5 protein-coding genes are annotated in these 10,761 nt (G+C 64.9%); all 5 read right to left on the bottom strand.

The features are described 5' to 3' along the window. A partial coding sequence (locus tag ACR9ZJ_RS17355; RefSeq protein WP_481288459.1) for a dermonecrotic toxin domain-containing protein occupies positions 1-2,567 on the bottom strand: 2,567 nt, incomplete at its 3' end. Positions 2,568-2,623: 56 nt separating this feature from the next. Beyond that, a complete protein-coding gene (locus tag ACR9ZJ_RS17360; RefSeq protein ID WP_481288460.1) occupies positions 2,624-5,905 on the bottom strand; it encodes a dermonecrotic toxin domain-containing protein in 3,282 nt (1,093 codons plus the stop codon). Between the two features lie 152 nt (positions 5,906-6,057). Further along, positions 6,058-8,670 carry a glycerol-3-phosphate 1-O-acyltransferase PlsB gene (gene plsB / locus ACR9ZJ_RS17365; protein ID WP_481288461.1) on the bottom strand — a complete coding sequence of 871 codons (2,613 nt, stop codon included), beginning with the start codon at positions 8,668-8,670 and terminating at the stop codon, positions 6,058-6,060. A 17-nt stretch (positions 8,671-8,687) separates the two neighbouring features. Continuing rightward, on the bottom strand, positions 8,688-9,650 hold the full coding sequence (locus ACR9ZJ_RS17370; RefSeq protein ID WP_481288462.1) for a hypothetical protein: 963 nt from the start codon (positions 9,648-9,650) through the stop codon (positions 8,688-8,690). Between the two features lie 314 nt (positions 9,651-9,964). Then, positions 9,965-10,761: 5'-nucleotidase, lipoprotein e(P4) family (locus ACR9ZJ_RS17375; protein WP_481288463.1), on the bottom strand; the 797-nt coding region annotated here is incomplete at its 5' end.

A 10,761-nucleotide genomic window follows, 5' to 3' on the forward strand; every position in this document is an offset into this window, starting at 1 on the left:
GTATTGTCGGCCACGGAGACGCGGGCAAATCGCTCGCGGAATCGGCGCATGCCGCCGCGCAACCCCACACCATGGGCGTAGCCCCATTGTTGATCGATTCGCTCTATCAGTGGGCCGGTGAAGTGGGCATCCATGGCTCCCTTCGGGGGCGCGAGGCGCCAGTGGCCGTAGTTCGTGTCGTAGCGCACCAGGAAAAAGGTGGCGTCCTGCTCGATGTACGCATGGCCGCCCACGTGAAAGATCCCTTCGGCGTCGGGGTTGCCAGGCTTGCGCAAGCCATGAGCGGCGTACCGATCGTCGAAGCGGACGCGTGGCGGCGTCAGTCGCACGCTCGTGCTTGTCACGCCGCGTGTCGAGGCACGGGAGCGCACGATCGCCCCGGCGACGTGGCGGCCGCCGACAAAGGGCGGAACGATGAGGTTGAGCGCGTTGACGTAACCCTCGGTGAAGGCGACGACGGCCTGTCCCGTGTCGCCCGCCTTTACGTGATCGTAAAAGCGCCAGGATGCCTGCGTCAGGCGAGCGAGGCTGGCGGGTACCTCGGCAAGCGCGGCCGCCACGAGCCTGGAGGCGGGATCGACGTTGAAGCGACCCTGCGCGTAGTCGAACCATGCATCGCTATCGGCGTCGGCCGTGGAGCGGGCAAGGAACCGCGTATCGCGACGATACTTCTCGACGGTGGCGTCATAGGCCGCCGCGAAAAAATCGCCTCGCACCTCGCGTTCTTCGAATGGCTCGGTAGTACGCGTGTACGAGGCATCGCCACTGGCGCCAAGGACCCAGTGGGCGAGCCGGTCACCGGCGAACTCGCGCATGGCGCCATTGGGTGAGACGGTGGCGAACTCGGCGGGCAGGCGATCGAGCAAGTACTCCCGGAAGGCGGGGTGGTAGAGAAAACGCTTCGCGGCATCCTGCCGGCTGTCGAACTCGCGGAACTTGAGATCATCCGGTGCGCCGGGTGTGTACATGACGATACGCGGCGCACTGTTCGGCGCGCGCGACGCGAAGATCAGGATGCCATCCAGCGGCACCTGCCGGTAGGTGAGCTGCGAGACCGCGATCTCGTGCTTGTTCACGCGACGCTGGCCGGCCGGCGCGTCGAGCGCGGCCTCGACCCAGCGAAATCCCCGCTCTTCCCGGTCGTCGATGAACGAGCGTGGCTCCTTGGGCAGGTAGTAGGAGAGACGTGCTTCCTCAGCCTCCAGGCGCATTTGCGCCGCCTGCACCGTGATGGCCAGTTTTTTTGCCAGGGCGCCTCCCGATCCCGCGCGGAGATGCTTTTCGATATGAAGCTGGTAGCGGTTCGCGATATCCAGGTCGCGCACCATGTCGCGGATCGCCGCGTGACCGAGACGGTTGCGCAGCGAGGTCCCTTGCGCGTCGAACGCATGCAGGGTTTCGAAGGAAAATCGGCCGATGTTCTGGCAGGCGAGGTCGATGAGCGAAACGTGCCGCGCTGTCGTCGATCCGGGCAGGGGATCGAGTGCCGAGAGTGGATCCGGCAGAAGCTTCTTCCGGACGATTTCAACGGAGATCGACTCTGGCGAAATGTCGATGTCCAGGGATGCGAGCCTCGCGGCGAGTTCGCGCGAGGCGAACGCCTGCAAGGTCAACGGTTGTTGCGCCCCCGTCATCCAGCGAGCGGCCGATGCCGCGGCCAGGACGTCGTTGTATGCGTCAAGCGCCTCGTACCACGCTGCGGCGACGCCTGCCGGCACGTCAGCCAGGCGTGTGGCGGCGACGGCTTCGAGTAGCCGGGCTTCGCGCAGGCGTTCAATGGCGTCGATGTCCAGCATCGCCGCCGGAGAGAGTTCGTAGCGAACGCGGTCGCCCAGGTCGGTTGCCGCATCGGGTTCGTCGATGTCGAGGCCGAAGTCGTCCGCCGCGAGTGCGATGCGGCCGCGCTGCACCTCGATCATGCGCCTCGCCAGTGTGGCGAAGACCGCATCGCCGATGTCTCGTGAACCGACCGCCCCCCGCGCCTTGGCTTCTGCAAACGTGTCGTTTTCAAGACCGGTGCCGTCGGCGGCATCGACCGACTCTAGCAACCTGCGACGCGTGGACGCCAGGAGGCGCTCCAGGGAGTCGAAGGCCTCCCATCCGCCGTGAGCGGTGAACAGAAGAGCGAGGTTGGGCGTACCGTCGTCGACGAGGATCAGCGATCCCGCATGGGGAGCGTCACCCAGGATCAGTTCGCGCGCGTGTATGCCGGCGGGTAGGGTGGCACCGCTTGCCGTGGCAACGCGTGTGGCGAGCGAGACCGCGTCGTCGCCGAGCGTGCCATCGAGGCCCCGGAGCGAGGCCTGCTCTTTCATTACGCTGGCGAGATGGCGGGCGAGGATGGCAGTGCGCGTTTCGCCGCCGGCCGTTTCCGGAGACGCCCAGAAGGCAGGCAACGCGTCGAGCAGTCGCTGCGCTCCCGTGGCGTCGGGTTCGCTCAAGGATGGTTGCGCCTCGTACATGCGCATGAAGGCGTCACGTGTGCCGGCGAGGCGTCGCAATGCATCGATGGCGGCCTGGTTCTCGGCTTGCACGGCATCGTGGGCTGCTGCCGGTGGGATATCCATATCGCTTTCCTTGCGGTGGGGATGAGATTGGGCTCTGTATCAGTGCGACCAAAGGGCTAACGCGTACGTAGCCCCGTGCGGAACTCCCCGTGCCTCAGGGCGACGCCGGCGAGATCCCTTTGCCTCGTGGGTGAAATCGGGGCGATGCCCTGCTCAGGGGCCGGCAAGGTCGGCTTGATCACGAATTCCAGACCGGAGCGATTGGTGACCGTGTAGACGTTGAACTCGTACGTTCCGTCCGACCGTTGCCGGTTGCGCAACGTGTCCAGGTCGATTTCCACGTAGGCGCCGGCAATGCGCCGTACCTGCTCGTCGGTGAAGGTGTTCGTGCGGCGTTTACCGCGCATGATCTCCACGATTCGACGTGACGAGCGGCTCGGGTCGAGTGTCATGACGTGCAGGCCGGAGGGGCCGGTGGCCGCCGGCAAAGACTGATTGAGCGTGAGCGTGGTTCCCTTGAACATCGCGTGCCGGTGCGGCGTGGTGTAGTGCCATACCGTGGAAGGCCATTGGCTGCGTTCGAGTTTCACGAGCTCGAACCCGTCAATGGGTGGCGGCGACGGAGCGCGGATGCGGGGCGGTGGGCGGCGGGCTTCCTCCAGGGCCGTCTCCCAGCGGCGCGCGAGGGTGGCACTCGTGGGGTGGCCATGCGTGCGATCGTAGATCAGGCGTTTTACGACAGCGGAACGAAGGCCTTGTCGCGTCAAGGCCTGGACCATGATCTCGATATCGTTGTTCGTCAGCGCCGCGGTCTCGGGAACCAGACCGCGGTATTCCATCAACAGATCCACGGGATCCCGATCGTACAAGTCGGGGCGGTCGGGCGTACCACCGCGGAGCCCGACATCCTTGTTGTAGCGCCATTCGCCGGTGTCGTCACGGATTACCGGTGGGGCGTAGTCGGCAGACGTGTGCTGTGGCTTCCGCAAGCGCCAGGTATCGTTGTCGCTATCGAAGTGCACGCCGTAGAGCTGGCCGCGATGCTCGATGAATCGACCGTCGCCGATCTCGTAGATGCCGTCCTTGGCGGCGCGCGCGCCCTTCAGGGTCACGCCACGCGCGATGTAGCGCACATCGAAGGTCGACTCGAACTCGGGCAGTCTGACGGGCCCGATGACCAGTTGGTTAGGTCGAGTGGGTTGGCGTAGCAGCATCGCCCTGCCGAGCGAACGCGTGAACAGGTGGCTTCCCATCACGTCGCCGATCGAGCCGAAAGCGTCGACGAAATCCTCGAAGGCGCGTGTCGGCTCGTCGCGACGCACGTTCTCGACACTACGCCATGCCGCGTGTAGCGCTCTGAGGGTGCCCACGGCAACGCTCAGTCGCACGGGCAGGAAACCTTCCGCGAAGCGGGCGGACAACATGCCGATCGATCTGGCATGGTCGTAATCCGCCTCGCCCGTCGAACGAGCGAGGTCCGCTGAATCGCGGCCGAGTTGGCCCAGCGCCACGTCATACGATGCGTCGTAAATGTTGCCGGCGATCTCTTCCTCGGTGAACCGGCCTTGTGTCAGTGTATGAGGTCGTTCGCCGCTCTGTCCCGAAAGAGCCCACACGGCACGTCGCGTGCCCTCCGAAACGCGAAAGCGACGAGTGATCCCATCGCGACCCATCGTCGACCAGGCCGAAGGCAGCCGGTCGACAACGTATTGCTCGAATGCCGGATCGTGCAGGAAGCCGGCAGCTGCCGATTGACGATCGTCGAACTCCCGGAAGCTTCGGCCGTCGGGGGCGTCCGGAGTGTAGAAAACGGTCCGATAGACGCTTCCCTGCCCTCGAACGCCTATGACAAGCATGTCCTTGACCCTGGCGCCTTCGTAGACGACATGGCTCACGACGATCTCATGGTTTTCGACGCGACGGCGCCTCGCGGAATCCGGCGCGTCAAGGACCGCCTCCACCCATCGATAGCCTCGTTCGGCATGGTCGTCGATGAAGTCCTTCGTATCGCCTTCGACGAAGGTGGTCGAGCGCGCGTCCATCAGCTCGAAGCGCATCCTCGCTTCCTGCAGACGCGCCGACGCGGCCCGCAGACGCGCGCCGCGCGCGGATGTCTTCAACTCGCGCGCGAGATAATCCTGGTAGCTGTTCCTGAGATCGAGTGCGCGAACCAGGTCGACGATCTCGTCGCGACCTAGTGCCAGCAGGAGGCCGCCATTCGCCGTTCTCGCCTGCATGCCTCGGAGCTCGAGAAAACCGAGGTTTTCGCTGGCCAGATCGACCAGCGAGCGTTGTTCGACATCGCTACCGATATATCCGTGCGTGGCACTGGCCGTGGTCGCGAAGAGCTCGATCGTGATGTCCGCGGGGTCGTCGTCGATACCGCGAGCGCGCAGGCGGAGGGCCAGTTCGTCACGCGCGAACCGCCGGATCGATGCGATCGTTTCGAAGCCGTCCCGGGCGAGGATGGTCGCGGTGTCCGCGCGTTGCTTTCGGTAGTCAGCGAGCGCCTGCTCCCATGCCAGGCGAACCTGGGCGGGGAGTTGCGCCAGTCGCAGCTCCTGCACGCTCGACAGCAAACGGGCTTGCCGATGCCGAAGCATGGCGTTGACATCCAGGTGCGGCCCGGTCATCAGGGCGTCGTGGAGGCGATCCGCCAGACGCAGCGGGCCGCCTTCGCGATCGTCGTGCCGTGTCCACGCGTCGATCACCTTGCGGCGCTGCACGTCGATGACATTGCGCACGAGCACGTCGAATACATTGCCTGTGATGTCGCGGGAGGTCACGGAAAGTTCGCCCGTCAGCACGGATGTATCGTCTTCAGCCAATCCGGGGAGAGGCACGCTGGCAGCCAGTGACTCGCGGAGGCGCTCTTCGACCTCCGCATGAAGTGCCTCCAGGTCACCAAAACTTTCCCAGCCCCGATCAGCCGAGAAGAGCAGCGCGGAGGCATGGGCCCCGCTATCCACGACGACGAGACTGCCCGCATAGGGAAGCGCGTTCACCATCAACTCGCACACGCGAACCTGGGGCGGCACGAGATCGCCGCGTGCGCGGGTAAGCGCGAGGATCGTCTCCTTGGCTTGTTCGCTCAGGCTGTCGTCAGCGACGCTAAGCGCGGCCTGATCCCCCATGACCGTCGCCCAGCGGAGGGCGAAGGCCTGGGCGCGCGTGACCGCGACATGACCAGGGTGGGGCGGGATGGGGGCTCGCCAGTATGCGGCGAGTTGTTCCATGAACGGTGTCTTCGCCGATGCGTTTCCATGCGTGGGAATCGGCGGCAAGGACTCTTGTTGATCGATCAGCCAGCGCTGCGTGTCACCCATACGCTGGATGAGCGCGGCGGCGTCTTCACCGGCGGTACGCGTGATCGCCGGGGGCGCTTGTGCAGGAGCCATATCCATTGGCATGCTTCGAGGTCGTGTGGCGCGCAGTGTAAGTGGGCGCGCACACGCCTGGATGCCGGTATTGCCTCGTACATGCGACGGCGGTGATCTCGACGTCGCGGCTTCGACGCTGACATCTCACCGCTGCCACGCCTACAAGGAGATCAGTGGTGCGTGTCGTGCCGGGTGTGCTCATTGGCGATATGGCGATCGTGCAGCGACTCGCCAGCCGATCCGTCATCCGGATCGATCGGAGGGCGTGCGTCGGTGTCGCGGTCGCCATCGCCACCTGGCGTGATCTTCAGGATCGAGTGACGCACCTCGCGCGCGAGGATCACGCGCGCGTCGCGCACCATGTCTTCCAGGGCATCGCTGAAATCGAGCTTGCCGGCATCGTCGGTCCAGACGATCTTCGCTTCGCGAAGCTTCTGGATGAATCCGCGGAACAACGCCTTGTCGAAGAACTCCGGCGCCGACAGCTCGTTGAGCATGCCCAGGCGTTGCGCGGTAAGGGTGCAGGCGGTCTCCAGCTCGCCCGCGCTCATCGTATGCGGGCCGTTCTTCACCAGCGCCGCGATGGCGATGTAGTAACGCTCGAAGGCCTGCAACATGCTGCGTGCGATCACGCGTAGCTGGTAGGCCCCATCGTCCTGGCCGGGGCCGCGCTCGAGCACCCGTCCCTCCGCGCTCGTTTCGAGGATGCCGCGACCGACGAAGAATTCGATCGTGTCGTGCACCTGCGTCGCGAAGCCTTCCTTGTCCCACGGCAGGAACAGTTCGCCCTGGATAAACGGGTAGATGAGCTGGCCCAGCCGCAGTACCGAGGAACGCGACATCCGTCGGTTGTTGAGAAAGCATGCCGCCACCCATGCGGCTGCCGCGTTCAGGTGCAGCACGTTGTTGCGGAAGTAGGACAGCAGGACCGCCTGTTCACCCTCGGTGACCAGCACGTCCCCGAGCGGGTGGCGTACACGGCGGATCCAGCCCATCTGCTCCCCGTAAGCGACGACGCCCTGCGGATTCATCGGCGTGATGGTCACGCGGTCGGAGTAGGGGAGCTCCTGGAACAGCGCCTTGGTGAGTTCGATCTGGGCAAGCAGGTCGTTCTCCGCCATGGCGTGCTTCGGGGTCGCCAGCAGGGCGAGTGCGAGCAGGTTGATGGGGTTCACGTCGGCGGCGCGATTGATGTTTATCTGGATGCGTTCGGCGAGGCGGTCGACGACGCCGCTCATCCATTCGGGTTTCGCATCGGGATCGGCCGTGGCCTCGCGCCAGTTGGCCGCGGTGGCGTCGAGCATCGGGGTGAGCAGGATGGGCTCACCGAAATTCAGCGTGACATGACCATAGCGCTGGCGCAGCACTTTCAGGCCGCGTATGAGTCCGATCAGCGATTCCTTTTCCTTGGGCTTGCCCGACAACTCGCCGATGTACGACGTGCCTTCCATCAGCTTCTCGTAGCCGATGTACACCGGCTGGAACATGACCGGGCGACGCGGTGCGCGCAGGAAGGCGCGCAAGGTCATCGCCAGCATGCCCGCGCGTGGCGCGAGCAGGCGGCCGGTACGTGAACGGCCGCCTTCGATGAAGTACTCGAGCGGCACCCCGCGATCGACGAGTTGGGCCAGGTATTCGTTGAACACCACGGAATACAGCGCGTTGCCCTTGAAGCTGCGACGCAGGAAGAACGCGCCGCCCCGGCGAAGGATCGGTCCCACCACCGGGAGGTTGAGGTTCACGCCCGCGGCGATGTGCGGCGGTACCACGCCGGAATGGTGCAGCTGATAGGACAGCAACAGGTAATCGGTATGGCTACGGTGGCAAGGTACGTAGACCACCTCGTGCCCGGGCGCGGCGGCGCGGGCCTTGTCGAAGTGGTGCATCGCGATGCCGTCGTAAAGCTTGTTCCAGAAGTTCGACAGCAAGAACGAGGTCGAGCGCACCACGGGATGGGAGTAATCGGCGGCGATCTCCAGGGCGAAATCGCGCGCACGTCGCTGCGCTTTCGCCAGTGAGATGTTTTCCTTGCTCGCGGTGGCGGCAATGGCATCGCGCACGGGCTCGGTATTGAGCACGGCGTCGACCACGGTTCGGCGGTGCGAGAGATCGGGGCCGATCACCGCGGCGCGGATGCGCCGGAAGTGCGTGCGCAGCACGCGTGCGATCTTGCGCGTGAGGCGCTCGGGCGTGAGCTCGCCGGACTCCGCGAGCACGCTGCGCAGGGACACCGGCGCGGAAAAATGCACGACGGTGTCGCGACCGTTGAGCAGCAAGGCGAGGATGCGGCGGAAACGACCGACGACGAGCCAATTCTCGGCGAACAGCACGCTGAACCAGCCGGATTCGCGATTCGGCGCACGGCCGACGTATATCGATACCGGAACCACCTGGATATCGCGCGTCGGGTCTTCCTCGATCGCACGGATAAGCTGGCCGATCGGTTCCTTCGGGCCGCGTGAGTCGGTGCGGCCGAAAAGCCAACCCTGACGGCGGCTGAGGGAAAACACGGAGCGGCGCCGGCGACCGGGGAGGTCGAGCAGTTGCATCGGGCTCGGCAAGCCGGCCTCGCGACAGGCCCGTTCCAGGATCAGCGCATCGGACGTTCCGTCGCGCTCGATGGCGTAGCAGACCGCGGCCCCGCTGTTAAGCAGGCTCGCGGGCTCGGCGGGCTCACGTTTTATCCGCACCCACGGCTCGAGGAGGCGACCCAGCAGTTTGAACCACCAGGGTGAACGGGCGACATGGACGTGCGGATCCGCACTCATCGGAATTTCGGACATCGTGGGATTGTACGACCTCAGCGGGCCTTGGCGTCTGCCGCGGGTGCTCCAGGGACCCGCGACGCGGGCGCGGTGGAGTAGGAGGGGGCGGGTGCGCTGGCGGCGGGAATGGGCGAATCCAGACGCGCATGTTCGTCGCGGACGCGCTGGAGCAGGTCGCTGTCGTACCAGCGACCGTCAAGCAGCACGAGCGTGGCATCGGTCTGGATCGGTTTGTCGAGTAGCGTGTAGGTGATCTTGATGTGGGCCGACCCGCCGTTGTTCTCCAGCGTGTCGATGCTCACCGAATCGAAGCTCTTGTCGACCGACAGGCCGTAGACGTTCAGCAAGCGCTTGAAACCAAGCCACGCCGTGGACCAGGTCGCCATCGACTGCTCGAAGCTCATCGAATGCAGCGCGTCGGACGTGGACAGGTGGGCCTTGCGAGCGGTGTCGACGAGGATGCCGATGGCTTCCTTCGCCTTTTCCTGGTCGCTCCAGGCGACAGTCTGCGTCCAGGGTGCGACCACGTTCACGATCTCTCGTAGCTGTCGCTTCTGCGAAAGCGTGAGATCTTTGGCCTCATCGATGGCTGTCAGCGCCATGGATTGGCCCACGCCGGCGATCAAGGGCATCTGGTCCTTGTAATCGCGATCGAAACGCACGAGGGTGGGGCGCAGCTCGGCGAAGAGCTTTCTTTCCGCATCGGGTTCCGTCAGGCGCGTGATGCCCGCCGCGAACTTGGCCTGGTCCTCGGGTGCGATTGCCTCCTGTGCCGCGCTGCGCCGCGACCAATCGGCACGAAACATCGCAAAATCGGCCGGTGGCAGCGTATGCCTCCAGAACAGTTCGAACTTGCCATCGCGCAGCAGGGCCAGCGACTCACGGGTGGCGTCTTCCGGCGAGCCGCCTCCCGGTGTGCCCGGTGCTTCCTTCTGTTTGCCGCAGGCAGCAAGCAGGGCGAGAGCTAGCAGGAGAATCCAGGCAGTCGAGCGGCGCATGGTGGGAATCGGCGGCACTATCGGCGGGATGGGGAGGATACATGGCGACGAGTTGTCGCGTTATCGGCTGGCGGCGCAGGCAAAAGAGTCCCGAAGGCGCCGTGGCGAGCCAGGCCTGCCTGTCAGGCCGCACCGTTCGCACATAAGAAAAAACCCCGGAGACGCGACGTCTCACGGGGTTATCCAGCCCGAAGCCGGAAAGGGAAATGGCCTTGCCTGCTTTGCTTTGGGCACCGCAGGTTTTGGCGAGAGAGATGATAGTTGGCCGACATTGCTAAAGCAATACGTCAGGTCAAGGCATCTAACTCATTGATTTATTTAGTTCGTAGTGAATCCATCTTTTTCTGGCGTCGTTCGTTGCGGGGCAGGCTGTAGTCGTTGTCGAAGAGGGCCGATTCCCAGGCGCCATAGGTGGGGTTCGGCAGCACGAACCAGCGCTCGCCGATCCAGGCGGTATAGGGAGCCATGGCTTTCGCGCGGCCATCGGCGGTGTTGCCCGGGACGTTCGCGAAATCTCCTATCTGGTCGCCGAACTGCATCAGCACCCGGTAGTCCCGGGCCACGAGTTGGCGCCTGCAACCCTTTTCGCTGCCGACCTGTTCGCAGCCCTCGACGAAGGTGCCCAGGCCGAGGAAGGACTGTTTGCCAGCCACGGGGAAGCCCGCGGATCGAAGGTTCGAGAGCGTGGCGTCGTCGAGGTCCTTCGCCCGGTTGGAGATGTAGATCACGGCGATGCCATGGTCCGCCGCGAACTTCGTGAATTCGAGGGCCCCCGGCAGCGGCCGGGCGATGGCCTCGTTGCACCAGGCGGCCCACTCGGCCTCGTTGAACTCGCCGCCCGAACGGATCAGGCGTGCCTGGTAAGGCGAGTTGTCGAGCACGGTTTCGTCGATGTCCAGCACCACGGCCGGTTTCCGCCCCTTCAGCGAAGGGTGGGCTGCACGATCGTCCTTCGGCAGGGCATCCCAGTCAGGGTCGTTCTTCGCCTTGAGAAGTTTCTCCCGCGCGTCGCGGAAGGTTTGCAGGTAGATGAAATCGTGCTCGCTGGCGTTCTGCGACCAGGCCACCGCGTTGAGGTTGTCGTCGGGGGAAGGTCCGGGGGCGGGAGCGT

This window comes from Luteibacter sp. KNZ12-1A (genome assembly GCF_056755675.1).

Coding starts and splice junctions, on each gene's coding strand:
- ACR9ZJ_RS17370 (WP_481288462.1), bottom strand. CDS start 9,650: ATGCGCCGCTCGACTGCCTGGATTCTCCTGCTAGCTCTCGCCCTGCTT.
- ACR9ZJ_RS17360 (WP_481288460.1), bottom strand. CDS start 5,905: ATGGCTCCTGCACAAGCGCCCCCGGCGATCACGCGTACCGCCGGTGAA.
- plsB (WP_481288461.1), bottom strand. CDS start 8,670: ATGTCCGAAATTCCGATGAGTGCGGATCCGCACGTCCATGTCGCCCGT.